This window comes from Cyanobium sp. BA5m-21 (assembly GCF_024346235.1).
Lineage (GTDB): Bacteria > Cyanobacteriota > Cyanobacteriia > PCC-6307 > Cyanobiaceae > Cyanobium_A > Cyanobium_A usitatum.
The window spans coordinates 1-25,234 of sequence record NZ_JAGQCO010000025.1; the positions used below are offsets into that span (position 1 = coordinate 1).

Annotated in this window: 28 protein-coding genes and 1 rRNA gene; 11 read left to right on the top strand and 18 right to left on the bottom strand. The window is 61.8% G+C overall.

What is annotated here, in order from left to right:
- The first annotated feature begins 6 nt into the window (after positions 1-6).
- From rrf to KBY72_RS08815, 3 genes are all read left to right on the top strand, one after another.
- A 5S ribosomal RNA gene (rrf, locus tag KBY72_RS08805) occupies positions 7-123 on the top strand.
- 252 nt (positions 124-375) lie between these two features.
- On the top strand, positions 376-1,245 hold the full coding sequence (locus KBY72_RS08810) for a YihY/virulence factor BrkB family protein (protein WP_254993408.1): 870 nt from the start codon (positions 376-378) through the stop codon (positions 1,243-1,245).
- Positions 1,245-1,592 (top strand): hypothetical protein, encoded by a 348-nt coding sequence (locus tag KBY72_RS08815; protein WP_254931523.1) that lies wholly within the window; start codon positions 1,245-1,247, stop codon positions 1,590-1,592. The genes KBY72_RS08810 and KBY72_RS08815 overlap by 1 nt, the downstream gene beginning before the upstream one ends.
- 22 nt (positions 1,593-1,614) lie before the next feature.
- On the opposite strand, the gene KBY72_RS08820 is transcribed toward KBY72_RS08815, so the two are convergent.
- From KBY72_RS08820 to KBY72_RS08850, 7 genes are read right to left on the bottom strand one after another with little or no spacing between them, the layout of a single operon-like run.
- Positions 1,615-2,049, bottom strand: a complete 435-nt coding sequence (locus KBY72_RS08820) for a DUF2834 domain-containing protein (RefSeq protein ID WP_254931522.1) — start codon at positions 2,047-2,049, stop codon at positions 1,615-1,617.
- 14 nt (positions 2,050-2,063) lie between these two features.
- Positions 2,064-2,339 carry an exodeoxyribonuclease VII small subunit gene (locus tag KBY72_RS08825; RefSeq protein ID WP_254931521.1) on the bottom strand — a complete coding sequence of 92 codons (276 nt, stop codon included), beginning with the start codon at positions 2,337-2,339 and terminating at the stop codon, positions 2,064-2,066.
- 3 nt (positions 2,340-2,342) lie between these two features.
- Complete coding sequence (gene xseA, locus KBY72_RS08830) at positions 2,343-3,545, bottom strand: exodeoxyribonuclease VII large subunit (RefSeq protein WP_254993410.1); 1,203 nt, start codon at positions 3,543-3,545, stop codon at positions 2,343-2,345.
- Positions 3,515-3,691, bottom strand: a complete 177-nt coding sequence (locus tag KBY72_RS08835) for a hypothetical protein (protein ID WP_254931520.1) — start codon at positions 3,689-3,691, stop codon at positions 3,515-3,517. The genes xseA and KBY72_RS08835 overlap by 31 nt, the downstream gene beginning before the upstream one ends.
- A gap of 60 nt (positions 3,692-3,751) precedes the next feature.
- Complete coding sequence (gene hrpB, locus KBY72_RS08840) at positions 3,752-6,340, bottom strand: ATP-dependent helicase HrpB (RefSeq protein WP_254931526.1); 2,589 nt, start codon at positions 6,338-6,340, stop codon at positions 3,752-3,754.
- Positions 6,341-6,358: 18 nt separating this feature from the next.
- Positions 6,359-6,742: a hypothetical protein gene (locus tag KBY72_RS08845; protein ID WP_106632550.1), complete on the bottom strand. Its 384-nt coding sequence runs from the start codon at positions 6,740-6,742 to the stop codon at positions 6,359-6,361.
- A gap of 43 nt (positions 6,743-6,785) precedes the next feature.
- Positions 6,786-7,091, bottom strand: coding sequence for a DUF2973 domain-containing protein (locus tag KBY72_RS08850; protein ID WP_254931519.1), 306 nt, complete (start codon positions 7,089-7,091; stop codon positions 6,786-6,788).
- Between the two features lie 309 nt (positions 7,092-7,400).
- Between KBY72_RS08850 and KBY72_RS08855 the strand changes: the two genes are divergently transcribed.
- Complete coding sequence (locus tag KBY72_RS08855) at positions 7,401-8,537, top strand: trypsin-like peptidase domain-containing protein (protein ID WP_254961349.1); 1,137 nt, start codon at positions 7,401-7,403, stop codon at positions 8,535-8,537.
- On the opposite strand, the gene KBY72_RS08860 is transcribed toward KBY72_RS08855, so the two are convergent.
- The 5 genes from KBY72_RS08860 to KBY72_RS08880 all read right to left on the bottom strand — a co-directional run bounded on the left by KBY72_RS08860 (position 8,534) and on the right by KBY72_RS08880 (position 11,796).
- Positions 8,534-8,761, bottom strand: a complete 228-nt coding sequence (locus KBY72_RS08860; protein ID WP_106632552.1) for a hypothetical protein — start codon at positions 8,759-8,761, stop codon at positions 8,534-8,536. The two genes, KBY72_RS08855 and KBY72_RS08860, sit on opposite strands and share 4 nt — an antisense overlap.
- 134 nt (positions 8,762-8,895) lie before the next feature.
- On the bottom strand, positions 8,896-9,075 hold the full coding sequence (locus KBY72_RS08865) for a hypothetical protein (protein ID WP_254931518.1): 180 nt from the start codon (positions 9,073-9,075) through the stop codon (positions 8,896-8,898).
- Positions 9,076-9,207: 132 nt separating this feature from the next.
- Positions 9,208-10,929 carry an ATP-binding cassette domain-containing protein gene (locus KBY72_RS08870; RefSeq protein WP_254931517.1) on the bottom strand — a complete coding sequence of 574 codons (1,722 nt, stop codon included), beginning with the start codon at positions 10,927-10,929 and terminating at the stop codon, positions 9,208-9,210.
- A 234-nt stretch (positions 10,930-11,163) separates the two neighbouring features.
- The gene (locus tag KBY72_RS08875) at positions 11,164-11,460 is read right to left on the bottom strand and encodes a hypothetical protein (RefSeq protein WP_254961348.1); all 297 of its coding nucleotides are present in this window, start codon (positions 11,458-11,460) and stop codon (positions 11,164-11,166) included.
- Positions 11,461-11,499: 39 nt separating this feature from the next.
- Positions 11,500-11,796: a hypothetical protein gene (locus KBY72_RS08880; protein WP_254942164.1), complete on the bottom strand. Its 297-nt coding sequence runs from the start codon at positions 11,794-11,796 to the stop codon at positions 11,500-11,502.
- A 143-nt stretch (positions 11,797-11,939) separates the two neighbouring features.
- Between KBY72_RS08880 and KBY72_RS08885 the strand changes: the two genes are divergently transcribed.
- Positions 11,940-12,251, top strand: coding sequence for a ribbon-helix-helix domain-containing protein (locus KBY72_RS08885; RefSeq protein ID WP_254961347.1), 312 nt, complete (start codon positions 11,940-11,942; stop codon positions 12,249-12,251).
- Here KBY72_RS08885 and KBY72_RS08890 read toward each other — a convergent pair.
- The 4 genes from KBY72_RS08890 to KBY72_RS08905 form a co-directional block, all read right to left on the bottom strand.
- The gene (locus KBY72_RS08890; RefSeq protein ID WP_254961346.1) at positions 12,185-13,369 is read right to left on the bottom strand and encodes an anhydro-N-acetylmuramic acid kinase; all 1,185 of its coding nucleotides are present in this window, start codon (positions 13,367-13,369) and stop codon (positions 12,185-12,187) included. The genes KBY72_RS08885 and KBY72_RS08890 overlap by 67 nt on opposite strands.
- Before the next feature lie 10 nt (positions 13,370-13,379).
- Complete coding sequence (locus tag KBY72_RS08895) at positions 13,380-14,015, bottom strand: peroxiredoxin (RefSeq protein ID WP_254942166.1); 636 nt, start codon at positions 14,013-14,015, stop codon at positions 13,380-13,382.
- Positions 14,016-14,061: 46 nt separating this feature from the next.
- Complete coding sequence (gene hflX / locus KBY72_RS08900) at positions 14,062-15,720, bottom strand: GTPase HflX (protein ID WP_254961345.1); 1,659 nt, start codon at positions 15,718-15,720, stop codon at positions 14,062-14,064.
- A 73-nt stretch (positions 15,721-15,793) separates the two neighbouring features.
- Entirely contained in the window at positions 15,794-16,948 is a 1,155-nt protein-coding gene (locus KBY72_RS08905; RefSeq protein ID WP_315859535.1) for an NAD(P)/FAD-dependent oxidoreductase, read from the bottom strand.
- A 111-nt stretch (positions 16,949-17,059) separates the two neighbouring features.
- Between KBY72_RS08905 and KBY72_RS08910 the strand changes: the two genes are divergently transcribed.
- Together KBY72_RS08910 and KBY72_RS08915 are read left to right on the top strand one after the other, a co-directional pair.
- Positions 17,060-17,827: a phosphoadenylyl-sulfate reductase gene (locus KBY72_RS08910; protein WP_254931632.1), complete on the top strand. Its 768-nt coding sequence runs from the start codon at positions 17,060-17,062 to the stop codon at positions 17,825-17,827.
- On the top strand, positions 17,785-18,516 hold the full coding sequence (locus KBY72_RS08915) for a type III pantothenate kinase (RefSeq protein ID WP_254961343.1): 732 nt from the start codon (positions 17,785-17,787) through the stop codon (positions 18,514-18,516). Before KBY72_RS08910 ends, KBY72_RS08915 begins: the two co-directional genes overlap by 43 nt.
- On the opposite strand, the gene bcp is transcribed toward KBY72_RS08915, so the two are convergent.
- The gene (gene bcp / locus KBY72_RS08920; protein ID WP_106632560.1) at positions 18,494-18,961 is read right to left on the bottom strand and encodes a thioredoxin-dependent thiol peroxidase; all 468 of its coding nucleotides are present in this window, start codon (positions 18,959-18,961) and stop codon (positions 18,494-18,496) included. The genes KBY72_RS08915 and bcp overlap by 23 nt on opposite strands.
- 41 nt (positions 18,962-19,002) lie before the next feature.
- Here bcp and KBY72_RS08925 point away from each other — a divergent pair, with 41 nt between their 5' ends.
- Both KBY72_RS08925 and KBY72_RS08930 read left to right on the top strand, forming a co-directional pair.
- Positions 19,003-19,671, top strand: a complete 669-nt coding sequence (locus tag KBY72_RS08925; RefSeq protein ID WP_254961341.1) for a 4'-phosphopantetheinyl transferase family protein — start codon at positions 19,003-19,005, stop codon at positions 19,669-19,671.
- Between the two features lie 149 nt (positions 19,672-19,820).
- Positions 19,821-20,501 (top strand): alpha/beta hydrolase, encoded by a 681-nt coding sequence (locus KBY72_RS08930; RefSeq protein WP_254961340.1) that lies wholly within the window; start codon positions 19,821-19,823, stop codon positions 20,499-20,501.
- 88 nt (positions 20,502-20,589) lie between these two features.
- On the opposite strand, the gene KBY72_RS08935 is transcribed toward KBY72_RS08930, so the two are convergent.
- Positions 20,590-22,884 carry an AAA family ATPase gene (locus KBY72_RS08935; protein ID WP_261361201.1) on the bottom strand — a complete coding sequence of 765 codons (2,295 nt, stop codon included), beginning with the start codon at positions 22,882-22,884 and terminating at the stop codon, positions 20,590-20,592.
- A 58-nt stretch (positions 22,885-22,942) separates the two neighbouring features.
- Here KBY72_RS08935 and KBY72_RS08940 point away from each other — a divergent pair, with 58 nt between their 5' ends.
- Both KBY72_RS08940 and KBY72_RS08945 read left to right on the top strand, forming a co-directional pair.
- Positions 22,943-24,076, top strand: a complete 1,134-nt coding sequence (locus KBY72_RS08940) for an efflux RND transporter periplasmic adaptor subunit (RefSeq protein ID WP_254961337.1) — start codon at positions 22,943-22,945, stop codon at positions 24,074-24,076.
- A gap of 24 nt (positions 24,077-24,100) precedes the next feature.
- Positions 24,101-25,228, top strand: a complete 1,128-nt coding sequence (locus KBY72_RS08945) for an efflux RND transporter periplasmic adaptor subunit (RefSeq protein ID WP_409995488.1) — start codon at positions 24,101-24,103, stop codon at positions 25,226-25,228.
- The last annotated feature ends 6 nt before the right edge of the window (positions 25,229-25,234 follow it).

A 25,234-nucleotide genomic window follows, 5' to 3' on the forward strand; every position in this document is an offset into this window, starting at 1 on the left:
TACTATCCTGGTGTCCATGGCGCAGTGGAACCACTCCGATCCATCTCGAACTCGGCTGTGAAACGCTGCAGCGGCAACGATATTTGGGGGGCAGCCCCCTGAGAAAATAGCTCGATGCCAGGTAAAATATTCATCCAAATAAATTGCCCCATCTTCTTGAAAGAGGATGGGGCGGTTTACTCAAAAGCCACCCGTAGGGGTGGCTTTTTTGTTGGTTAAGCTTCTTGGTGGGGCTTGGTAACTACAGCGTCTGCGTCTAGTGTCCATCTAGTTCCAGATGGTGGCTAGATAGTGCGTTCACGAGCTCTCTGGGACCTGCGTAGATGGGATGGTGCTCAGAGGCAAGGTTTACTGCCCTTTTGGCTGGCTTATAAGTTGTGGCTGAAGCTCGACTGTGTTGACCTCAGTGCTGCTTTCGCATATCACAGTCTTCAGTCTTTGTTCCCCGTACTTCTGATAGCACTTTCCATTGCGGCAAGGTTGCTAGGCGGGGATGAGGGTTTGGTTGAAAGATTGTTGGTAGTCGTTTCGGAAATCTTGCCCAGCTCGGCGATGCCGATTTTCTCTTCCACATTGTCAGCTTTTTTAAGGCAAGGATTTGGGGCTGGAATCCTTGGTGCCGTTGTATTGATTTTAACGGCAAGCAACGCCTATCTCACTTTGCAGCGTGGTGCTGATCGTCTTTGGTGGAATCGCCCGGCTGGGCTTGAAGATTTGCCATGGAAGCGTTTGGTAGTCCGTTATCTGCGTTTGCGTATCAAGGCTTTCGGTCTTGTTTCATTATTCGCTCTTTTTATTGTGGTGGATCAGGCTTTCACCAGCATGCGACTGCTGGGTTCGGCAAGCTTGTGGGCCCGTGCCTTGGAGATTTTGCCCATTGCTCGCGATTTGCAGCGTCCCGTGTCATCAATTCTCGATTTGTTTATTTCGTTGCTGATTGCTATTGCTTTAGCCATGTTGTTGTTGTGGGTATTACCATCGCGTCGTGTCGCTTGGCAGCCTCTGTTCCCTGGGGCGCTTTTAATAGGTTCAACCCTTACCATCCTTAATTTGGTGCTTGGGCGCATTCTGTTGGCAGTAGGGGTGCGCTTCCAGGCCTATGGATTGGTGGGCGGTGTTTTGTTGTTGAGTCTTTGGGTTTGGTTGGTTGGTGTCATCCTTTACTACGGTCAGTGTTTGTGTGTAGTCATGGAACGGCGCCAGCGCGTCAGGATGGATGCATCTGCCCCAATTGAGATCAGCTGATGGAGCGATCACGTACCTGGCTCTGGTTGCTGTTAGCGCTCTTGCTGCTCCTTGCTCCCGGTCCGGCAGGGCGCTTCGTGCTCGATCTTCTCGGAGGCATAACCTTGCTCCTGGTGCTGTTGCCCCTATTGCTGGGAGCGGCTGGCTTTGTGGCTTGGCAGGTGATTCAAAGAAGATTGCGTACCTGTGATACTTGTGGTTTCACCTCCATGGAGAAGGAAATTTGCCCAGCTTGTGGAGGTGCTTTTGCCGCGCCTACGGAGGGTGCAGAGCCCAATGAACAGTTTGATGTTAGTCATGTCACCATTGATGTACAGGTCGTCAGTGAAGACGACCCGTCTTCTTGAGCTTTTCGCTAATTACTTACTGCTAATTACTTGCCGCTATTTCCTGGCCGGTAGTCTTAGGCTCTTGGTCGCGCGCTATTTCCTCCAGGCGGCGCTCTCGTAAATACAAGAACAGTGGGGCTCCACATGCGAAGGCAAATGTTACGCAGCTGAGCAGTACCCAAGGCAGCCCTCGCATCTGCAGCCGCTTGCTCTCCTGCACAATCCAAATCACCACTGCCGTTGCTCCTATTGCTAGGTCTCTTGATAGGGAACTGGCGGCTGGATTTGCATTTGCAAGACGGACAAACATGCCCAAGTCGAAGCTTGATCCGTATTCCCTGATGAAGTCAACGTTTGCCAGCCAGGGCAGTACTGCACCGCTGATCGCCAAGGCCAGATACAGCCATTTCAAGGTTGAATTGCCCTGAATGGCGGTGGTGGTGTTGCTAGAGCTGTTTTCGGAATTGGCTGCCATGATTTGAGGTGGTTCTAGGTGAGCTCTTTAAAGGGGACTACAGCGTTATCTCCTTCCTGCCACAACATCACTTCCTGTTCCACATGGGCGAGTACCGCTTCACAGCGATTCAGGTAGGCGCGGGCTTGCCGGTATAGGCCTGTCATTGCTTCAACATCCAGGTCCGTGGCTTGCAGGGCTGATAAGGCCAGTTGTAGGGCGGTGTGGGCTTCGTTGTATGAGAGATCGGCGCCAACGTTTTCGATGCTTTCATTTTCTTGTGTTTTGCTTGTGGCTTTTGCTTTAGGCATCGTTCAGGGCTTCGCCTCCGGAGCTTGATGCAGAATCTCGCGCACCACGGCGCTTGCCTGCCCATCTGTGAGTTGGGCGATGACTTCGCCGCCTTTTTTAAGTTGCTGCACGGAGCGCACCACAACCCCTTTGCCATCGCTCAGCAAGCAGAATCCTCTCTTGAGCTGGTGTGCAGGCGAAAGTGCTTGCAGCAGCTGCTGGGCATGTCCCAGGGCCTGGCGACGACTGGTCAAAAGGGCGAGGGGATTTACCCCCGCTAGTCGTTCTCGATCCCGACTGAGTCGCTGACGTTCTCCCTGCAGCCTCAGTTGGATGAGTTGCTGCAGATGTCTCCCCTGCTGCTGCAATGTCTGCACCGCTACGCGGTGATCTGGCAATAGGGCCACCAAGGCAGCGGTGGGGGTGGCGGCCCTGTAGTCCGCCACCAGGTCTGCAACGGTGGTGTCATCTTCGTGGCCAATGCCGCTGACCACGGGCACTGGGCAGGCGGCTAAGCACCGCGCCACCACTTCGTTATCAAACACGGCTAGGTCTTCGCGGCTGCCGCCACCTCGGCCGATCACGATCGCATCGATGCCCAACCGCTCCACTTGAGAGTTCAGTTTTTCCAGGGTTCGGCAGATGGCTTCGTGTACGGGGCCTTGTACTGGTATTGGCACCACGACCACAGCTGTCGCCGGCCAGCGTTCGGCGCTGGTGCGCAGCATGTCGGCCAACGCGGAGCTCGGACAGCTCGTGAGTAGGGCAATGCGCCTTGGGAAAGCGGGTAGGGGGCGCTTGCGAGCTTGATCCAGCAGCCCGTCGAGGGCTAGCCGCTCCCGCACTTGTTCGAACTGACGCAGGACCGAACTCAGGCTTGGCCTGATGTCCAGAGCCTGAACGCAGAGGCTTGCCCGGTTGCTCCAAAAGTTGAGCTTGCCCACCACTACGACCCCATCTCCGTCTTCGGGAACGAAGCTGAGCTTCGCCAGCTGGGAAGCCCAAACCACCGCCGAAATTGATGCCTGCTCGTCGACCAGGGTCATCCAGAGATGTCCCTTTTTGAGCTGGGGCCTGCTCACGGTTGCGTCAAGCAGAAACCGAGGTGCAAAACCGCGCTCTAGCAGCGATGCGACCGCGCCATTCAGTTCTGTCACGCCGTAGCGCGGTATGCCTGAAAATTCACCGGCTGCAGTCACGGCTGGATCTGCCGGTAGCAGATCCACCAGTAGAGGCTCACCAGGCCTGCTATCAGCGCTACCGATCGCCCAATCGGATGGTCAACGCGGATCAGCCCTGCGACGCAGATCACTAGGGCGCTGCTAAGCAGTCGCGAGCCATCACGACGGTTGTTGACGTAAAAGCGAGCCAAGGCAGCCTTGCCGGAAAGTTCCAGTTTGGGGCAGGCAGGTGCCTTATTGCCCCATGCCCCTCAGGCTCGATGACTCCCCTGTTGCAGCCTTGCTTTGGTAAGGGCCGTCGCCTGGGCTTGGCACGGGTCTTCTGGCCAGGGGTGACGGGGGTAGCGCCCGCGCAGCTCCTTGCGCACCTCCGGATAGCTGCGCTCCCAGAAGCCCGCCAGATCCTGGGTGATCGCCGCCGGCCGGCCGGCCGGTGTGAGCAGGTGCACGGTCACTGCTAGCTGACCTGAGAGCACCATTGGGTTTGTGCGAGCGCCGAAGAGCTCCTGCAGCTTTACCGCCAGCACGGGCTGGCCGCTGCTGTAATCGAGCTTGACTTGGCGGCCAGAGGGCACGGTCAGGGCCACAGGCAGCAGCTGATCTAGTTGGGGACGCAGGCTCCAGGGGGCGTCACCCCAGAGGGCTTCGCCTAGGGGTATTCCCTGCAGGTCGTCGCGGCTGCGGAGGCCGTTGAGGTGGGGGCCGAGCCATTCGTCTAGCTGTTCCAGTAGCTGCTGGGGGCTGCAGTCGGGCCATGGGGCTCCTAGGTGCTGGTGGGCCAGGCTGAGGCGTTGCTGGAGTTGGCGGCTAACGGGATCCCATGGCAGAGCCTCCAGTCCCAGCTGCCGCAGGCCCTCAAGTAGGGCGCTGCGAATCAAGGCCGGTTCTGCTTCGCTCCAGCTGCGGCGCTCAAGCACCAGCGCCCCTAGTCGCAGGGAGCGTTCGCAGCGCACCCGTTGACCTTCTCCATCCCAACGCGCCTCCACCGCGATATTTCCTTGTCCGCCGGGCTGCTCCGCCAGTTGCCGCAGTTGCCCGATATCAATGGGGATCGCTAGCTGGATGCGAGCGTCCTGGCCCTGGCCGTCAAGCTGGGCAACGGCCAGAGCAGAGCAGGCCACTAGGGGATCGTCTGCATGGAGCACGGCGCCGCGGCCGCCACTGAGCAGGTAGCGGCCAGGCTTTCCTGCTCTGGCTAGGGCTAGCCGCTCGGGATAGGCGGCGGCAACTAGCGAGGCCGCCGCTTCCGACAGGGTTACGGATCGGCCAACCGGCATTGCAGCTGGAGGACTGGAACTAATACCACCTAGCTGCCTGACCTGGCGCTGCAGCTGGCTTTGCAGCTGACGCAGCCGGCGCTGGGAGCTATCTCCAGGGCGGTTTTCACCTAGCCAATCAAGCCGCCGCAGCAGGTCACTGCCGGCCTCCTGACGGTTGAGGGGATCGCGCTCGCTCAGCAGCACCGCCAGGCCGCAGGCCAGCTCCAATTGGCCTAGTTGCTCGCCCAGCAGTAGCAGCTGGGCGAGGCGCGGATGCACCCCCAGCTGGGCCAGGCGCTGCCCGTGGCTGTTAAGCCGCCCGGTGGCTGCCAGAGCACCAAGCTGGTCGAGCTGCAGACGGGCCTCCTTTAGGGGTGCAGGCGCTGGTGGGTCTATCCAATGCAGGTCCCTGCCAAGGGGATCGCCCCACTGGGCCAGTTGCAGGGCCAGGGGCAATGGATCTACCTCGAGCAACTCCGGTGGATCGAAAGCGGGACGACGCTGCTGTTCAGCGGGCGACCAGAGGCGCAGGCAGCGACCTGGACCCAGGCGCCCGGCCCGGCCGGCCCGTTGATCAGCGCTGGCTTGGCTTGCGGGTACGGTGACGAGGCCATCAAGTCCACTTCCGGGATCGAAGCGGTTGCGGCGGCTCAGACCACTGTCGAGCACCAGCGTTACCCCGGCCAAGGTGAGGGAACTCTCAGCGATGGAAGTGGCGAGCACCACCTTGCCCGCGGCGTTGCTGGCCGGGCCGATAGCGCGGCCCTGGGCCTCCAACGGCAGGTTGCCGTGCAGGGGAACGCACTCCACGCCTTGATGGCTGGGCTTTCCCCAGTCGGTGGCGGCGATCGCCCTGCTGCAGTCCTGGATCTCCCTCTGCCCGGGGAGGAAAACCAGCACGGTTTCGCCGTCGCCGCGCGGCTCTAGCCAGTGCTGCTCAAGGGCGCGCACCACCTGTTGCGCCAGCCTTTCGCCTGGTCGCGGTGGCTGGTGGCTGATTGCCACCGGATAGCAACGCCCTTCGCTGGTCAGCACGGTGGCCCCAGGCAGCTGCTCCGCCAGCGGGGCCAGGTTGAGGGTGGCAGACATCAGCACCAGCCGCAGCTCTGGCCTCAGCAGCTCCCTGGCCTGACGCACCAGGGCAAGGGATAGGTCGGTGTCGGCGCCGCGCTCGTGGAATTCGTCAAAAATCAGGCAGTCCACCCGATCAAGGCCAGGATTTGCCTGCAAGCGCCGCAGAAACAGGCCGTCTGTGAGCACCTCCAGTCGGGTGGCGGCTGAGATGCAGGATTCGAGCCGCACGCTGTAGCCAACTTGCTGGCCGAGGGGCTCACCGAGCTCGGCCGCCAGCCTTTGGGCTGCCGCTTTGGCTGCCAGGCGACGGGGTTCCAGCATCCAGATGCGGCCAGATGCGGCACCCGGCTTGCCCGACTCCAGGTTGAGTCCTGCTAGCAGAGCCAGGGGCACACGAGTCGTTTTACCTGCTCCAGGGGGTGCCTGGAGCAGCACGGTGGCACCGGGCCTGCAGGCTTCGAGCAGCGGCGCCAGCAGGCCGTCAATCGGTAGCGGGGGCGTTGGCAGGGGGCTGTCCTTGTGGAATCAGCGCACGTGGCGAATGCCATCTACCGGGTGGTAGGCCTCGCCTGTGAGCTCCTCGTAGACGATCGCCGGTAGGCCGGTTTCAAACATGGTTTGCAAGGCCTCCTTGAGGTAAGGATTCCAGCCCCCGGTGCTCACCTTGCCGTGGCGAACAGTCCAGTCCCAGGTGCCTTGCAGGTCCCTGGGGATGCGCCCCTCTCGGTCGCGACGAGCCACGAGATCCTGAGATTCAACCAGGCCTACCAAAATTGGATCCCTGCCGTAGGCAGGCGTGATGCTCAACTCCAACCGAATCGGATCTTCCTTGATCAGCTTGAGGCGAAAACGAGGTGGCAGTTTGAGACTGGTCAGCACTGCAGCCACTATTCGGGTCCGTTGATCCACCTTCTGTCTCCGCTGAAAAACGCTTGCTCAACGGAGAGCCTATTCAGCTGAGGTCACCTGGGTAAGCAGCTTGCTCGTTGTCGCCGCTGAAGCGGACGGTTAAGAGGTCTTCTTGGGTGATCTGACCATCTGAATCAAGCAGCTCCGGATGGATGGTGAGTCTGCCGGTGCGGTCGTGATTGGACCTGATTTCGGGTGCTTGTGCTGCTGGCGTACCCATGGCATCTCGATCACCGGGACGGGGAATGGCGTGGAATCCTTGGCCCATCACCCTGAAGGCTTGCCATAGCAGAGCCACAAAACAGGCCCCGTAGAGCAGGGGTAAAAGCTGGGAGAGCACAGTGTTCATGGCCTTAAAGCTGGCCTCAGATAGATGGTTGCGTGTCGCAATTCCATCATTGCCTGGAGCGAGCCGTTTGGGGATCAACGACTGCAACCTCTCCAATATTGGCAACCATCCAGGCCCACAGGGTGCTGCAAGCGGCACCGAAGGCGAGAAAAGCAATTAGCAGTCGCCCGGTGTCCATGGATTGAAAGATTTGTTTACCAATATTAGGGCCGATCCTGATCGCCCGTTGCGGCTTTCCTGGGAGGGAAATCCCGCTCTAGGCAGTCGCTGGCTGGTTGCTTACGTTTTGACTAGTTGAGTCCTGTATTGATGGCTGATTCGCGGGCCTTGCCCTGGCTGGGTTCAGGGCTGGTGCTGATGGCTCTAATGGCACCCCCGGCTCCCTGGCCAGGCGCTGCCGCCCTCGCCCAGAGTGCAACTTCAGTCAGCCTGAACCGCCAGTCATTTGTGGCGGCTGCTGTTCGCCGTGCTGGACCCGCGGTGGTGACCATTGACACGGAACGGACCGTGGCTGCCTCAGGTAGTGCTTCGGGAGGCTTGCCAAGAGGGCTGCTCAACGACCCCCTGTTTCGCCAATTTTTTGGCATGCCCCAGCAGCAGCAGCAGCCCTCTCAGCGCACGGAGCGGGGGCAGGGAAGCGGCTTTATTTTTCAGGCTGAGGGCTTGATTCTGACCAATGCCCACGTGGTGGAGAAATCAGACCGGGTGACCGTGGGGCTGCAGGGCGGTCGCCGGGTTGAAGGCACGGTTGTCGGCCTCGATCGCCTCACGGATCTGGCGGTTGTGAGGTTGGCGGGCAGCGGCCCCTGGCCAGTAGCGCCCTTGGGCAACTCCGACAGCCTGCAAGTTGGCGAGTGGGCAATTGCCGTAGGCAACCCTTACGGGTTGGACAACACCGTGACAATGGGGATCATCAGCAACCTCAACCGCAATGCCAGCAAGCTGGGCATCACAGACAAGCGCTTGGATCTGATTCAGACCGATGCAGCAATTAACCCGGGCAATTCAGGCGGTCCGCTGCTAAACGCTGATGGCGAGGTGATCGGCATTAACACCTTGGTGCGTACCGGGCCTGGTGCGGGCTTGGGATTTGCTATTCCGATTAACCGGGCCCGGGATATTGCCCGCCAATTGCTTACCTCTGGCCGTGTCAGCCACCCAGTAATCGGCGTAAGTCTCGACGGGGTTCGTGCCGGTGATGGCACTGGGCTGAATCAAGGGGTGCGGGTGATGGCGGTGCAAGCTTCCGGGCCAGCGGCGCGGGCAGGCCTGCAAAAGGGCGATGTAATAGTTGCCGTGGGTGATCAGCCCATCGCTAGCCCCTCCCAGCTGGTAACAGCGGTGGAGAGGGCGGGGGTGGGGGGAAGCTTGGAGCTTCGGCTGAATAGGGCCGGAACATTGATGCGGTTGACGGTTATTCCAGCCCAATTAACCCCAGCCCCCTAGGCCTCTTGCCCCCACGGACTACCCAGGCTTGGCGAAACTTGGGTAGGTGCACCGAGTTGCTGACGCATCACCCACTGGGTTGCCGCCTTTTGGCTATGCCAGGCCTGGAGTAGCTGCTTGGCAATGCCTTGCAGGGTCTGGGGATCGGCGGTGGCTTCAATAGCTCGGTTCATGCGCTCCAGCTCAAACTGCTGGCCGAGGCTGAGGGCGAGTGGTTCAGACATGGCACGCACCACAGGTAACTATTTGACCCCATAACGCTACAAACTGTTTCATTCGCTCGCGTAGCGGTTGCGACAGGGCGCTTTCCCTGTGCTGATTTGCTGTTGCGCGGTGATGGGCTGGCCGACGTCTGAGCTCAGGGCTGTTCGCGTAGCTCTTCAACGCAGCGCGTCACGCAGGCGCCGTCATCCAGGGAGCAGGTGGTGATGCATTCGAAATACACCTCCAAAGCGTCGCCTTGGCGGCCATTGTCTTGATGGCCGGCGACGTGATAGCTGGTGCCCTGGGCGTTGGGGCCCATGTGTGAATTACCCATGATCTCCTGCGGTGGCGACTCCTTGTCAGCTTATGCACACCAAGCCAAGGGGGCTAGTGAAATGAGTCTTCCTGCCTAAGCGGCGGTGAAGTTCTGTGTACCCGCTGAGGCAGGGACTGCGGGCTGGGCTGCTCAGCTGGATTTTGACTGGGATTTTCGAGACGCCTGTTTGGCCTTGTTGGCGGCCTGTTTTGCCGTTTTGCGTTCTGCTTCTTCGGCCTGCCGGGCCAGGCCAGCTTCCTCTTCTTTCTTGGTGAGGTAATAGGAATAATCGCCGCGGTAGAGCACCAGTTGGCCATCCCGGATCTCCACGATCCGGTTGGCCACCCTGGAGATGAAATAGCGGTCGTGGCTCACCAGCAAGGCCGCACCCTCATATTCGATCAGCGCGTCTTCCAGCATCTGCTTGGCTGGAATATCAAGGTGATTGGTGGGCTCATCCAGAACTAGGAGGTTGCAGGGGCTGAGCAGCATTAACGCCAGCGCCAGCCTGGCTTTCTCTCCTCCAGAGAGTTTGCCGGCCTCCTTGAATACGCTTTCGTTGCTGAAGCAGAAGCTGCCTAGCAGTGAGCGCACTTGGGTCTGAGTCCAGTCTGGCACTACCTCGAAGATCGTGTTGATCACGGTTTTGGAGAGGTCTAGGGCTTCGGCCTGGTTCTGCTCGAAGTAGTTCGCTATCACGTTGTGCTCCCCGAGGCTGGCGCAGCCGTCCTCGGGCTGTTCGCTGCCCATGATTAGGCGCAGTAGGGTTGATTTGCCGGCGCCGTTGGGCCCGACAAAGGCGATGCGGTCACCCCGTTCCACCTCCAGCTCAGCCCCTAAAAACAGAATCTGGTCGCCGTAGCTGTGGGTCAGGTTTTTGATGTCTGCCACCACGCGCCCAGAGCGTGGTGCTTCGGGAAAGCGGAATTGCGGCCCGCCGACACCTTCGAGCGGAGCTTCGACCCGCTCAACCTTCTCCAGCAGTTTCTCCCGGCTTTTGGCCTGGGTGGAGCGGGTGGCACTGGCCCGAAAGCGGTCGATGTAGGCCTGCTGGGCTCCCAGCTCCTTTTGTTGGCGATCAAATGCGGCCTGGGTTGCTTCGCGCTCCAGGACTTTCTGCTCTAGATGCTGGCTGTAATTGCCCAGGTAGGTGCGCGATACCCCCCGTTCGGTCTCCACTATCTGGTTGCAGACCCGATCCAGAAAGGTGCGGTCGTGGCTGATCACAACTAGGGCCGCGGTCTGTTCGACCAGATAGCCCTCGAGCCACTGGATTGTTTCAACGTCCAGATGGTTGGTGGGCTCGTCGAGCAGAAGCAGATCCGGTTCCTGGAGGAGGATTTTGCCGAGGGCGATGCGCATCTGCCAGCCGCCGGAATAATCCCCCACCAGCTGTTCGGCCCCCTCGGGGCTGAAGCCAATGGTGGGCAGCAGTTTGTCGATGCGGGCGTCGAGCTCGTAGCCGTGCAACGCCTCGAAACGGCTGTGCAGCCGGCCTAGCTCGTGGATTAGCTCGTCGAGATGGTCTGGGTCGCTGGCGGCCTTCTCGCTGGCCATCTCGTGCTCCAGCTGGTGCTGGCGGATCAGCACTTCAGCTGCTTCGCCGAATGCCTGGAACAGCTCCTCTCGCACCGTGCGGGCTGGATCGACGTCGAATTCCTGTTGCAGGTAGGCAATGCTGGGTTCGCCTTGCTTCACCACCAGGCCACTGCTGGGCTCTTCCAGCCCCGCAATGATCTTCATCTGGGTGGACTTACCAGCTCCGTTGACGCCCACCAAGCCAATGCGGTCTCCAGGCCTCACCTCCCAGGTGACATCCCGCAGCACCTCGCCAGTGGGATAAATCTTGCCGAGGCGTTCGAGGCGGAGCACGGATAAGGGTCTAGGGACCAAATCCATCATCCCTGGCGACCCGTCTGTCGGGGGGGCGGCTAGGCAATCATCTGGTGCAGACTCGTCTCACCTGCCCGTGTGATTGCCATGATTAAGCGCCTTGAGCAGGTGGCAGCTCTGGTTGTCGCAGCTGGTCTGGCGCTTGTGAGTTACTGGCTCTTTTTCAGCTGGGCAGGTGGGGAGCGTGATCAGCGACAACAGCGCCGCACCAACTCAGAGCCCTCCGCGAGCCTTCACCAGCCACTGCTTGCTGACGCTGTCATCCAGGGTGGAGATGTAGGTGCGGATCTCTTGGGAGGTGACCGGCAAGCCGAACTGCTGGCCCAGCTCAATGATTCGGCTAATGGCCCCGGAAGGATCCTGTAGGGCCTGGCGGAACAGCGCTTGGGTTAGGTCGTGGTCGCCACTGATTTGGGCGTAGAGCTCAGCAGCATTGTTGGCATGCAGAGGTCGTTCAGCGTCGTCTTGTAGGGCTTCGACTCGTAGGACGTCGTCGTTGCTGGCGGTCATTGCTGGCAGCAAATTGGCTGAATTTTAAATCGAATCGGTTCAGGCGGCTAGCTGGTTTTCGCCTTGCTCAGGTGTGCCACAGGCTGAGGCATCTTCCATACTGCGGGCATCTAGGCAAAGCACTTTGCGCAGCTCGGCGTAGTTGGCTGCAAGTGCGCCTCTTCCCTCCTGCTGGGCGCCGTATTCAGCCCGCTGCAGAACGTGATGCAGGTGGGTGAGCAGGTAGGTGCTGATTACTGCGGAGACGAGCACATCGCTGCGTTCGGCTGTCCGGCGCTTGCGGCCCTGGGCAGCCGAGGCAGGGGTTGAGGTGCTTGGGGTGGAGGAACGGGGCACGGTGTGCACCTCCGATGGGATGGTTGCCTTCAGCATAGTCTTGGATACTACCCTTGTGCATCTCTGTACACTGATTGGTATCTGAGGGGTATGGGCTGGGGATTGCAAGCTCCAGCTCTGCCCCACGCTTGCTTCGCAACTCCGTGGCCACCCGGCAGACCTCCTCGAGTGGCAAGTCCAAATCACCGCGCATTCAGGTGGTGTTGCCCGAGGAGCTCTGCCAACAGTTGGCTGAATTCGCGGATGCCGAGTCCCGCACGGTGAGCAACATGGCCAAGGTGCTGATCCAGCAAGGTGTGGAGCGGCTGCAGCAGGCCCAGGCCAGCCAGGCTTCCCCGGTTCAGGCTGGTTTCCAATCTGAGTTTTTTCGTCAGGAATTGGAGGCCAGTCAGGCCCAGAAAACCCAGCGCCTGCGCGGAGCTCCCCGCAGGGTTCGCTTGCACCGACCGGACTGAGGACGGGCGCACAGCCCCAGCACGGCGCCGCCGCTGGCGCCGGTGACTGAGGGCAGATTCCCCTGATGCCCCAGGGCGTGCCACCAGGCCAGCAGGGCGAAGGCCAAGGCCTCTCTCTCTGCCTCGCCGATGCCAAATTCCGCCAGCGGCCGCACGATCAGGCCGCGGCAGCGGCGTTGCAGTTGTTCTACTAGCAGGCTGTTGCGGCAGCCACCGCCAGCTACCAGCAGCTCGATCGCTTGGGGCCCATGGCCCAACTCCTGGGCTACAACCGCGGCACTGAAGCCGGTCAGGGTGGCTAGGGCATCCGCCGCGTCTCTCCCCTTGACTTCGGCCAGCCGTCGCTCCAGGTCTGCCTGGCCGAATAGCTCTCGACCGGTGGACTTTGGCGGTGGGCTCTGGAAATAGGGCTCAGCTAACCAGCGTTGAATCAGGGCTTCATCCATCTGTCCCTGGCGGGCCCAGGCCCCATCAGCGTCATAGCTCTGCTGGCCGCGACTGAAGTGCATGGTTGCCAGGTCCAGCAGGGTATTGGCAGGACCACAGTCCCAGCCCCGCACTGGCAGGCAACTTTCGGGCCCCTGGGCTGGAGGGATCAGGGTGAGGTTGGCGATGCCCCCCAGATTCAGTACCGCCCGCCAGCCGCCGCAACGACCCAGTAGGGCCTGGTCTGCAGGTGGGACAAGTGGCGCTCCCTGACCGCCAAGGGCCAGATCGGCACTGCGGAAATCGAATACCACCGGCGTAGCCAGCAGTTCCGCCAGCAGCGGCCCTTGAAGTAGTTGCCAGCTGGCACCCCGCTGACCATCCTGGGGCGGGCGATGCCAGAGGGTCTGGCCGTGGCAGCCAACTAATTTGGCCCCGCCCTGGGGGTCGCATGCTCTGGCGGCGAGAGCTTGCTGCTCGGTCACGGCTTCCGCCAATTCGAGCAGCGTTGAACTATCGAACGATTGGCCTTGGCCAACGCCAATTAGCTGGCGTTGGAGCTCGGCGGGGTAAGGGTTGAAGTGGTGCTTTTCCAGCTTCCAGCGCGGACGTTGGGGCGGCCCGCTGAAGCTGGCCAGGACGGCATCCACGCCATCGGCGCTTGTGCCGCTCATCAACCCCAACACCCGCATCAGCCCAAGCTCACTTGTTGGGCTGGGGGGTCATGCGCAGGTAGGGCTTGATCTCAGTGACGCCCTTGGCAAATTTGGCGCGGGCATCTTCGGTGGAGATCGATGGCACCACTACGCAATCGTCGCCGTCTTTCCAATTCACCGGGGTGGCCACGGAGTGGTTGTCGGTGAGCTGCAGGGAATCAATCACCCGCAGGATTTCGTGGAAGTTGCGGCCAGTGCTGGCGGGGTAGGTGATTTGCAGGCGCAGTTTCTTGTTGGGATCGATGATGAACACCGAACGCACGGTCAGATTGTTAAGGGAGTTGGGGTGAATCATCCCGTAAAGGTCGCTCACCTTTTTGTCGGCATCCGCCAGGATCGGATAATCAACTGTTGTGTTCTGGGTTTCGTTGATATCGCAGATCCAGCCGTTGTGGCTTTCGGCGGAATCCACGCTTAGGGCGATGGTTTTGACGTTGCGCTTTTCCCATTCAGGGCGCAGCCGGGATACCTCTCCCAATTCTGTGGTGCAAACAGGGGTGTAGTCGGCCGGGTGGGAGAACAACACAACCCAGCTGTCAGCGCCGAAGTCGTAGAGATTGATCTGCCCGAGCTGGGAATCCTGGGTGAAATCGGGAACGGTATCGCCGAGTTGGAGGGCCATAGAGGCTGAAAGGGAGGAAGAAAGCAAGTGCTGATCGTGCCACAAGTCAGCGCGCAGATGTGGTGTTTTCGTCCTCAGGCGCTGACTCGGGCCAGCTGCGCAACTCCTGGCGCAGGTGCTGCAGGCCCAGGCAGGCGGTGGCGGAAATGAATAGGGCCGTTGGGGCTAGCGCCCGGGCTCGCTCCACCTCCCCGGCTGGGCAGCGGTCGATTTGATTAGCGATCAGGCGCCTGGGGGCGGTTGCTCCAAGGGAATCGAGGATGGTGTTGACGGTGCGCCACTGCTCGGGCCAGGCCGGGTCGGCCAGATCAACCACGATCAACAGGCCCTCAGCTTCAAGGGTTTCCTCCAGGGTTGAGCGGAAGGCTTCCAGCAGGGGCGGGGGCAAATCGCGGATGAAGCCCACCGTGTCAGTGAGCAGCACTGGTTCCGGCAATTCAAGTCGTCGGGTGGTGGGATCAAGGGTGGCGAACAGCTTGTTTTCGGCCAGCACGGCGCGGGCTTCGCTGGCCTTGGTTAAGGCGTTGAGCAAGGAGCTTTTGCCGGCGTTGGTGTAACCCACTAGGGCCAGTCGCCGCAGTCCCTGGCGGCTGCGGCGCAACCGGGCCCGGTGCTCGCCCAGCTGGCTCACCTCCCGCTGCAATCGCTCAATCCGGCGGGCGATGGCGCGACGATCTTTTTCCAGTTGGGTTTCGCCCGGTCCCCGGGTGCCGATTCCTCCCCCCTGCCGCGACAGGCTGCGGCCGCGGCCGGTGAGTCGGGGCAGCCTGTAGCGCAGTTGGGCCAGCTCCACCTGGAGGCGCCCGGCGGCGCTGGCGGCCCGTTGGGCAAAGATGTCGAGAATCAGTTCACTGCGGTCGCTCACCGGCAGATCGAGGAGCCGCTCCAGATTGCGGGCTTGCACCGGTGTGAGCTCCCGGTCTGTCACTACCAGGGTGGCGCCGAGCCGCCGGGCCTCCAGGGCCGCTTCACCCACTTTCCCCTCACCCCAGAGGGTCTGGGGGGCAACCTGGCTGCGGCGCTGCTCCACCACTCCCACCGACACGGCACCGGCGCTGCCTACGAGTCCCTCCAGTTCGGCGATAAGGCGCTGGGCCCGGCCGCGCTCGCCGGGGGTGAGGGCTAGCAGCAGCACCCGTTCAGGGCCGTCTTGGCTGGCGCCTTTGGCGCCAGCGCTGGCTGCATTTGGCGGGGTGAGGCTGAGGGGATCCCGGCCGCACAGCTCGGCTAGATCTTCAGTCGCTTCGCCTGCCCAGGGTTCGGCGGCGTCGGGGTGGGCCACCAACAGTTGGGCGGGCCATTGGCCCCCCGCCCCCGCCCTGTCGCCGAAGCGCAGCCAAACGATGGGCGCTATGTCCAGCCCCACGATTCCCTCCTGGCGGCCGGCTTCGAGTTGTTTGGTTCGGCCGCAGCAGGTGATCAGCCGCAGCTCGGAGCCCTGGCGGCGCTCCGAGCCGGGCAGGCGCTCCAGCAGCCGGCCCGATTGCTCCAGCGGCCCCACCCAGAGCAGCCGGCACAGGCCCCGGCTATCCACTACCAAGGTGAGCGGCAGCTCCAGCTCACGGCTTTCGCTGGCAAGCCGCTGCAAGCAGAGCAATTCAGCTATCTGGTCGTCCGGATGGCGGCGGTGACAGAGGCGTTCCAGGCGTCTTTTTTGGGCGGGTCGCAAGCCGGCCGTGCGCCCCGCCAGGCCGCCTTGTTTCACCACAGATAGACAGCGATTACGGATTTGATCATGGGCGGGCCTTGCCCACCGCAAGCCTGGGCTCCCGGCAGGGTCACCGGGGCCAGTCCGCTAGCCAGCCGGCGACCACTTTGAACTGATGCGACTTACCAGGTAAGCGGGCCAGGTAGGCCAGTTTGCGAATCTGAAATGCCGCCGCTCCCGCCAGGGTGAATCCGCCGCCAACGAGGCTTGCTTCACCTCGGCCCAGGCTCATCATTTCGCCGAGGTCGTTGTAGTTGAAGGGATCGAGGGGTTCGCCAGCAAGGGAATGCATCAGGTTGGCGGCCAGGCACTCAGCTTGTTGGAAGGCCACTTGGGCCGTGGCTGGCAGGGGTAACTCCTGCTGGGCGATATCGCCCAGGGCAAATAGGTGGGGCTGATCGACCAGCTGCAGGGTGGGCTCGCAGCTCAGTCGTCCAAGTCGGTCGACAGGAATTGGCGGCTGGCATTCAAGCGATTGAAAGCGCAGGCCTGCAGTCCAGATAACCCCATCAACCTTCAGCTGTTCCGAGCCCGCTGGCCCCAGCAGCGTCAGTCCACCTGATTGCACCGCCTCGACGCGGGTGTGGGTTCGCAGCCTCACATCTCGGCGTTGCAGGGCCTGCTCAGCCTGTTCTCGGTTGAAGGCCTTGGCCTGGGGGAGCAGTCCGGGGCCCTGCTCAATCAGGTCCACAATCGTGCTCCCCTGCAATTGGTCGGCCAGCTTGCAGGCCAATTCCACCCCGCTGGCACCAGCTCCCACCACGGCCAAACGCTGCAGGGGCCGGGACCGCTCCTTCAAGGTCTGAATTAGCCGCTGCAGCCGTTCCACGTCTGCCAAGGTGCGAAAACCGAGGCTGTATTCAGCTACGCCGGGGATGCCGAAGTCATTGGCCTGGGCGCCCGTGGCCAGCACCAGGCGGCTGAAGGCCAGGCACCGGCCGCTGGCGGTATGAACTTGTGATGACTGGGCGTCGATGCGCACAACCCGGTCCTGCAGCCAGGCCACCCCTTTGCCGGCCAGCAAACTGTCGTAGCGAGGTGCGATCTCCCAGCTGCGCAGTTCGCCGCTCAGCAGTTCGTAAAGCAGGGGCAGAAATAGGAAGCGATCGTTGGGTTCGATCAGCAGGATTGGTGGATGGTGGCGGCGCTCTGCCAGGGCGAGGGCGGTGTAAAGCCCACCAAAGCCCCCGCCCACGATCACCACCGGTGCGGTTGGCGGGGTCACCGCAGCCTGCGATCGCGCCGCCTCAGGATTCAGCATTGCTTTGGTGGTCTTTCGCCGGCACCTGCTTTTGAACCCTAACCAGCGACTTACTCAAAGGGCGATGATGGTTTGATGCAGATGGCCCAAGTCCCAGCTCTTTCACCCGATGGCTCCGGTCGGCCGATCGATCTGGACGCTGCCAGGGCGCTGCTTGCACCTTTGTCGGCCCAAGAGCGCCTGAGCTGGGCTCAGAACACCTTCGGGGCAGGATTTGCCTTAACAACCAGTTTTGGCATTCAGTCGGCAGTTTTGCTGCACATGGCCAGTGAGCTGACCGCCAATATCGGTCGGCCCATAACCGTGATCTGGGTTGATACGGGCTATCTGCCGCCGGAGACCTATCAATATGCCGAGCGCCTGGTAGATCAGCTCCAGCTTCAGTTAGTGGTGGCCCAGTCGGCCATGAGCCCGGCCCGGATGGAAGCTCTGCACGGCCGCCTTTGGGAAACCGACCAGCCGGGAGATCTGGCGCTTTATCACCGCATCCGCAAGGTGGAACCCCTCGACCGGGCCCTCACTGATCTGGCGGTGACCTGTTGGGCCAGTGGTGTGCGCGGCAGCCAGACCGATCACCGCAAGGCCATGGAACCGCTGGATGCGGTGCGTCAGCGCTGGTCGCTGCGGCCCCTTCTCTCCTGGAGTAAACGGGATGTTTACTACTACATGGAAGAGCACAAATTGCCCCAGCACCCGCTGTTTGAGCAGGGTTATTCCACGGTGGGCGACTGGCACTCCAGTGCTCCTGATCTAGGAGATGTCAGCGGCCGGGCGACCCGTTTCGGTGGTCTCCAACAAGAATGTGGCATCCATCTGCCGGGATTGATGGGCGAGGGCATCTGAGCGAGGGCCGTTGGCTGCTGATCGGCAACAGCCGATGGCACTGGGCAGAGGGTGAGCTGGGCTGCCTGCGTACGTGGAGTGCTCCAGCCGGTGTGGGACAGCTTGAGGGGCTGGTTGCTTGGGCGGCGGTGGGCCAGGTGCCCGCCTCTGCTCCATTGCCGCTGGAGCGGCGTCTGCATTTGAAAGATGTGCCCTTGTTGGAGCAGCCTGGCTGGCTGGGGGTGGACCGTGCCCTAGTGGGTTGGCGGGCCTGGTGCCTTGCCTCTGGTCCCGTATTGGTGGCGGACGGCGGCACCGCCCTGAGCCTCACCCTGGTCACCAGCGAGGGCCGATTTGGGGGAGGACGGTTGCTAGCCGGAGCTGCCTTGCAGTTGCGGGCCCTGGCTGCTGAAACTGCAGGACTGCCTGCCTTGGACCCGCCCTTAGATCTGCCCCCGGAACTTTGGCCTCACTCCACACCAGAAGCTATGGCCGCTGGGGTTTTGCGGGGTCTGGCGGCCGCCTTGGCCGCCGCTGGGCGTGAAGCCAAAACAAGCTGCCCGGGCTGCAGTTTTTGGCTCACGGGAGGAGATGGCCCCCTGCTGAAACCATTGCTGCAGCAGCTGCTAGTCAGTGCTATGCCGCTACAGCTGGCTCCAGACCTGGCCCTTGAGGCCTTGGCGGCACTCAGGCCAGGCCCAGATCGCTGAGGATGTCGTCAGCCATGGTTTCGGACTTCACTTTTGTGTAGATCTTTTCGATCTTTCCTTCTGCATCCACCACAAAGGTGTGGCGCATCATGCCCATGTATTCCTTGCCCATGAATTTCTTCAGCCCATAGCTCCCATAGGCCGCGGCCACTGCGCAGGGCTCGGCGTCGCTTAGCAAGGTGAAGGGAAGGTCATATTTGGCGATAAATTTGGCGTGGCTGCTGGCGCCGTCTTTGCTGATGCCGAGCACGGTGATGGCTTGCTTTTCGAATGCGCCCCACTGGTCGCGGAAATTGCAGGCTTCTTTGGTGCAGCCGGGGGTGTCGTCCTTGGGATAGAAGTAGATCACCACCCGTTGGCCCTTGAACTGGGAAAGCTTCACCGCCGTTCCGTCTTGGTCTGGCAAGGTGAAATCAGGGGCGGGCTCGCCGATCTGCAAGGTCATTGAACGTCCAACCGAACTCACGAGTGAGCCTAGGCAGCAGCTTGGATCTGCCGCAGCGCCCAGCCCCCCAGCTATGGCTGCGCTATCTGGAGGGGGGCTGCCTCGGTTGTTTATCTACTGATGAATGGAGTTGGGGCTTGGGCCTGCCTGAGCTGCAGCGAAGTCGCTACTTCCAGAGCCGGGCTCTGCTCCGGCAGCAGCTGGCTGATGTGTTGGGCTGCGCTGGTGCCGCGGTGCCTCTCCATAGTCCGCCCGGCCAACCACCACTTTTAGGTAATGATCTGGGATGGGTCAGTCTCAGCCATAGCGGCGCTGGCTTGCTGATTGGCTACTCCGGCTCTCCCATCGGAGTAGACCTCGAATCCACTGCTCGACCTATTGAGCCAGCTGGATTGATGCGGCGGTTTTATCCAGAGCCTGAACAGGCGCAGTTGGGGGATTTGACTGGGGAGGAGCTACGGCGAGCGGTGCTCAACAGCTGGGTGTTGAAGGAAGCGGCCATCAAGTGGCGCCATCGCACCCTTGCAGCAGAACTGGCTCAGTGGTGTTACGACCACACCAGCGGTAGCTTGCAAAATCTCAGTGATGGGGCCAAGCCCGATCACAGCAGCGCTCTGCAGCAGGATTGGCGTTGGGCGGCGGTTGGTGAGGGCTGTGCAGGTTTGATGTTGGAGTCGCCAGGACAGCCCGAAGAAAGAGGGGGTACATAAAGGCGCGTGATTGTTCTGAAAACGAAGGTTCACCACTTAAATCCAGTACAAATCTTTCGTTTTGTGTCGATGCGCTCCGCAGACTTGCATCTTTGGTGACATGCGGCATGGCGTGGCTAGCTTCGGATTGAACTGATTCCACGCCTCTCGTGATCAAGCGTTTGCTGGCCGGCCTTTTTGTGGGTACGGCCCTCTCGGCGGTGGCTATGCCAGCGTCCGCCGCAGTCGACAACAATCTCCCCGTTCGTTGGAACACCGGCGGCGCCGTGTGGTCTACCAACCAGGATGCCTTCAATACATTTCTGCAGTCTGGTGAAGTCACCGATCGGGGTCTGGAAGGGGGCCTGAACCGCTCCGGCTGGACTGCTGCCGAGGTGCGTGAGGGCATGAACAAGTCCTACAACGTGGACTTGGTTGGCGTCTCCCGCTTCCTTTACTCGGATGCCGGTGTGAAGTTCCTCAAGAACCAAACCACCAGCTACTTCCCCTACTGGAGCATGAACACCTACGCGGTGCAGGCTCTGCGCTCGGCGATCATGGCCGATGCCCGTGACGGCCAGATCTCCTCGGCCGGCATCATGAATGCGCTGCCTACCGACATGCGCCTAGCCGACTTCTGCAACACCTACACCGGTGCCCAGAACGTCTGTGCCGAAGGTCGCTGCCAAGGTGACGCCCAGTGCACTTCCCTGCTCTCCTGGTACGTGTTCCTGCCGGCCTGCATCCAGGCCAACCAGATGGCTGATCCCGTGGCTGAAGTGCGCACAATGGCCCCAGCCCCAGCCCCAGTTCAGCAGGTGCAACCTGAGGCTATCCGCGGCCTCTGGTGAGCCTGGCCTTTGGTGAGCATGGCCTTGGTGTTCGGCTCTCGCTAGGCGATTCGCCACCTCAGCTGCCCCGGCTTTCGCCGGGGCTTTTTTATGTGTTTAGGGGTGTTTTCAGTGCGTCTGCACGCCTTGCCCTTACCAAGGTGTGCTCAAGTGTCTGGGGCAGGGGCTGGCCCAGCAGACGGCTGAATGCTTCTCGCAGGCTTTGCACGGCATCACTGGCTAGGGGCTTGCCCCGGAGTGCGGCCATGGCTTCTAGATAGGAGCTGGCCGGGGCCAGCCAGCGTTCGATCAGCTCGGCAGTCAGCTCGAGTTGGAGTGATTCCTGCCACTGCTCCTGTTGCACTTGCCATCCAGCGGCGATCAAGCTGCGTTGGCTGATTAGGCCGGTGCTTTGGGCCTGGATCAGTCGCTGCCCCTCCAGGTGAGTTAGCTCCTCCAGCAAGGTTTGCAGGGAGGTTTCTGCCTTGCCGAGCAGGGCCCGCAGGCCTGCTGCTGGACCGAGTTGGGGAGTGCTGAACAGCAGGCGCCATTGGCCGTTTTGGCCCAGCAGCGCGCCAGCCTGGCTGACCCAGGCCTCGATTTGTTCGGCGCTGAGTCCCTGCCAGGGTTGACGCGCTATCACCCAGTCGAAGCGGGCCCCGGAGTCAAGTGCGAGTTGCGGTTCGAGCTGGGAGTTAAGGGCGGCAGGGGTTTGGGGAGGCACCAGCAGCAGCTGGGGTTGGCGCAGGCTGTCGAGCACCTTCAGCTGGGCTTGCAGCCGCTCCCGGTCGGAGGCCTGGGCCACGGTGATCACTACCCCGCCCTCGGGCGTAGCGGCCAGGGGATCAAGGGCCCATAGCAACGACCTCGCTTCCAGCACCAGCACCCGCGCTTGGCGTTGCCAGATCACGCCTGCCCAGAAGCGATGTCTCAGAGTGTCGAGTCGTTCTCCCTCGGCGGCGGCTTGCCGCTGCAGCCAGCGCTCCAGCTGGGGATCCTCCGGACTGCTGCTGAGCACATCGCCCTGATCCGCCGCCATCTCAGCGGCAGCCGCCAGCTGGGCGGCCCGCCGCTGTTGCAGGCGCTTGCGCCTCTGGCCCTCCCAGCCCAGGCTGCCCGGTTGCCAGAAGATCTCACCTTGAAGTGCGCCAGGCAAATACTGCTGGGCTACCCAGTGCTCGGCGTAGGCATGGGGGTAGCGGTAGCCCACCCCATCGCCAAAAGCCTGGCCATCACGGTTGGCGTCGCGCAGGTGGGCGGGCACCTGCTGGCCGTTGGCGCTGCGCACGCTTTTGAGGGCATCGAAGAAACCCAGCACGCTGTTGCTCTTCTCCGCTCCCGCCAAATACAGAGCTGCCTGGGCCAGCGGGTAAAGGCCTTCTGGCAATCCCACTCGCTCGAAGCTGGCCGCGCAGGCTTCCACCACCACCACTGCCTGGGGATCGGCTAAGCCGATGTCTTCTCCGGCAGCGATCAACATGCGCCGGAAGATAAAGCGCGGGTTTTCGCCCGCCTCCACCATGCGGGCCAACCAGAAAAGGGCCGCATCTGGATCGGAGCCGCGCAACGATTTGATGAAGGCGCTGATCGTGTCGAAGTGGGCATCCCCCTGCTTGTCGTAGAGCACCGCCCGCTGCTGAATTGACTCCTCGGCGATGGTCAGATCGATCCTGATGGAGCCATCAGCACCGGGAGGAGTGGTCTCCACCGCCAGCTCCAGGGCATTCAGCAAGCTGCGGGCATCGCCGCCGGCCACATCAACCAGGTGGTCGGCCGCTGCTGCGGCTAAGTCAATCGAGCGTTCGCCATAGCCCACTGCCGGATCCCGCAGGGCCCGTTCCAGCAGCTGGCGCAGGTGTGCTGGCTCAAGCGGTTGCAGGCGAAACAACCGCGAACGGCTTACCAGGGCTTTGTTCACCTCGAAAAAGGGGTTTTCGGTGGTGGCTCCGATCAGATTCACCGTGCCGTTTTCCACCCAGGGCAGCAGGGCGTCTTGTTGTGCACTGTTGAAACGGTGCACCTCGTCGATGAACAGGGTGGTGCGCAGGCCATGGTGCGCCAGGCGCTGCTGGGCCGCGTCTACCTCGGCCCGCAGATCCTTGACGCCGGCGAGTACGGCATTGAGGCTGCTGAAGTGGGCCCTGGTGCTGCCAGCAATGATCCGGGCCAGGGTGGTTTTGCCCACCCCCGGCGGGCCGTGCAGGATCAGGTTGCCGACTCGATCTGCGGCGATGGCGCGGCGTAGCAGGCGTCCTACGCCGAGGATCGACTCCTGACCGACGAAGTCATCAAGGTTGCGGGGCCGCAGCCGGTCGGCCAGGGGCGCGACCCGGGCCAGGGTGATGTCGCGTTGATGGCTGAACAGGTCGCTCACGAGGTCGCCGCAGCGCCGTTCTGAGTCCATCATCGGGCCGCCGGCGATACGCTCCGGCCACGCGGCGCGCCCGTTCCACCATCACACCATGCACCGCCCAGTTGTTTCCCCCTTTTTGATTCTCACGGCGATGGCCTCTGCCCTGGTTGTGGGGTGTCAGCAGGGCCGCGAGCCAGCCCCGCGGCTGCCTGTGGTGCAGAGCCAGCGCCTGGGAACTGCTGAATTTCAAGCCAGTTTTGACACCGTGAGCACCCTGGAGGCAGAGGAGGAGGTGGATCTAGCGGCCCAGGCGGGTGGCCGCATTCAGCGATTGTTGGTGCGTCAAGGAGATCGGGTGCGCCAGGGCCAGCTGCTGCTGGTGCTCGACCAGGCCCAGCTCAGGGCCGAGGTGGCCAGCCTGCGCGCTCAGATGCAGACCAACCGCCTCAATTACCAGCGTTATCAGGATCTGGCCCGTCAAGGTGCTGCCAGTGCCCTGCAGCGGGATGAATTTCGCCAGGCCTACATCGCTGCCCGCGAAGCCTTGGTGGCCAGGGAAGCCGATCTCGCCTTCAAGGATCTGCGGGCGCCGATCAGCGGCACGGTGGCCGATTTGCGCGTCAAGCAGGGTGATGTGATTGCTGCGGGCGTGCCGATTACCCGCTTGATCCGCAACGCCAATCTCCTTGCCCGCATCGACGTACCTGCCACCTATGCCGATCGTGTTCGGCCTGGCCAGCGGGTGCTGCTGCTGGCGGCCTCCAGCTCCCAGCCCCTGGCGGAGGGCCCGGTGATCTCGGTGGATCCGGGGGTGAGCGCCCCAACTCAGACGCTGCTGGTGAAGGCGTCGTTTGCTAACCCGCGGGGCAGCCTGCGTAATGGCCAGCGCAGTCGCACGCGGCTGGTGCTGGATCGGCGCCAGGAGTTGGCCGTTCCCTTCACCGCGGTGACCAGGTTGGCAGGACAGCCATTTATCTATTTAGTGGGCAGCTTGGCTGAGCTGGAGCAGCGGCCAGGCAAGGCTCCCATCGCCGAGCTGCGACGGTTGCCAAGAGGCACCCTGTTTGCCTTGCAAACTCCGGTGCAGATAGGAGATCTGCAAGGAACCCTCTATCCACTGCAGCGGGGGGGGCAGGGTGTTGCACAGGAAGGCGATCGGCTGATTACCGCTGGCCTGCTCAACCTGCGCCATGGTGCCCCGGTGCAACTTGCGAGCCAGGCCAAAAAGCCAGGCATCCGGTAACTTGCCCTTGGATGCTCAGTGGATGTGAACAGAGCGGTTGCGGTCTCCTCTCTTCTAGGGCTGCTGTGCGCAGGGGGGTGTGCGACCAAACAGGCCTCCCGGCAACCGCTGGTAGTGCAGTCCGAAATCATCGGCGAGGCTGATTTCAGCCCCTCGATTGAGGTGATCAGCCAGCTCAGCTCCACCAGTGATGTGGCACTGCGCCCCGAGGTTGATGGGCGGGTGGTGAAGATCCTGGCGACCCAGGGCCAGCGGGTGAAGGCGGGCCAGCCGATCTTGGAGCTCGATAACGTGCAGCAATCGGCAAACCTGGATGCCAGCAAGGCCGAGGCCCGTAAGGATCTGGTTAACGCGGAGCGTTATATCTTTTTGAACGAGCAGGGAGCGGTATCCACCAAGGATCGCGACTTCTACGTCACCCAGGCGATTCAAAGCCGCGACCAGGTGCGCGGCAATGCAGCCACCTTGGGCTACAAATTCGTGACTGCACCGATCAGCGGTGAGATCGGCGATCTCGATACGGTGAAGTTGGGTGATTACGTTCGCCAGGGACAGGCGATCACCGGCATTGTCGACAACTCAAATCTTTGGACCTTGATGGATGTGCCCGCCTCCCGATCATCGCGGGTGGCGCTTGGCCAGACCGTGCAACTGGTGACCCAGGGCAACCCGCCTTTATCTGCGACGGGGAAGGTGGTGTTTATTTCCCCGTACTACGGAGTGAGCGGTAGTAGTTCTTCTCCAAACACGGTGCTAGTTAAGGCCTCCTTCCCCAACGCAACCGGCCAGCTCAAAACAGGTCAGTACGTGCGCAACCTGATTGTCACCGGCAACACCCGCCAGCTTTCCGTGCCGGTCCAGGCAGTGATGATGCAGGCCCAACAGCCTTTTGTTTATCGGGTGCTGCAACTCAGCCAGGTGCTCGCCAAGATCCGTGCCTCAACCCAGATTCCCGAGGCGCAGAAACAGATGCTTGAGGCCCTGCCACCCACCACCCCGATCGTGGTGCAAACCCCAGTTCAGCTTGGGGAGCTGGAGGGCAATCGCTACCCGCTGCTCTCCGGCCTGCAGAAAGGAGAAAGGGTGGTCGTTTCAAATACGACGCTGTTGCGTACCGGCATGCCAGTGAAACTCTCGAGCGGAAGCAACTGAGAAAGA